General features: G+C 73.8%; 1 pseudogene. It reads left to right on the top strand.

The annotated features are described in order from the left end of the window. Positions 1-309 (top strand): annotated as a pseudogene (locus tag CCN42_RS44940) (hypothetical protein); the annotation flags it as partial.

Here is a 309-nt window from a genome sequence, read left to right as displayed (position 1 = left end):
CCCTCCGCCTCCGCCGCCCTCCCCACCCCCGTCAGCGCCACCACCGCCCGCACCTACCTCGCCTCCCTCCCCGTCGCCACCGAGGACCGCACCGGCTACAACCGCGACCTGTTCCCGCACTGGATCACCCAGTCCGGCACCTGCAACACCCGCGAGACGGTCCTCAAGCGGGACGGCTCGGGCGTGGTCACCGACTCCTCCTGCGCCGCCACCAGCGGCAGCTGGTACTCCCCCTACGACGGCGCCACCTGGACCGCCGCCTCCGACGTCGACATCGACCACCTGGTGCCGCTCGCCGAGGCCTGGGAC

Origin of the sequence: Streptomyces glaucescens, assembly GCF_002154375.1 — a bacterium.
Taxonomy (GTDB): domain Bacteria; phylum Actinomycetota; class Actinomycetes; order Streptomycetales; family Streptomycetaceae; genus Streptomyces; species Streptomyces glaucescens.
Note: the sequence above shows the minus strand (reverse complement) of the source record. Positions and strands in the feature narration are given on the sequence as shown.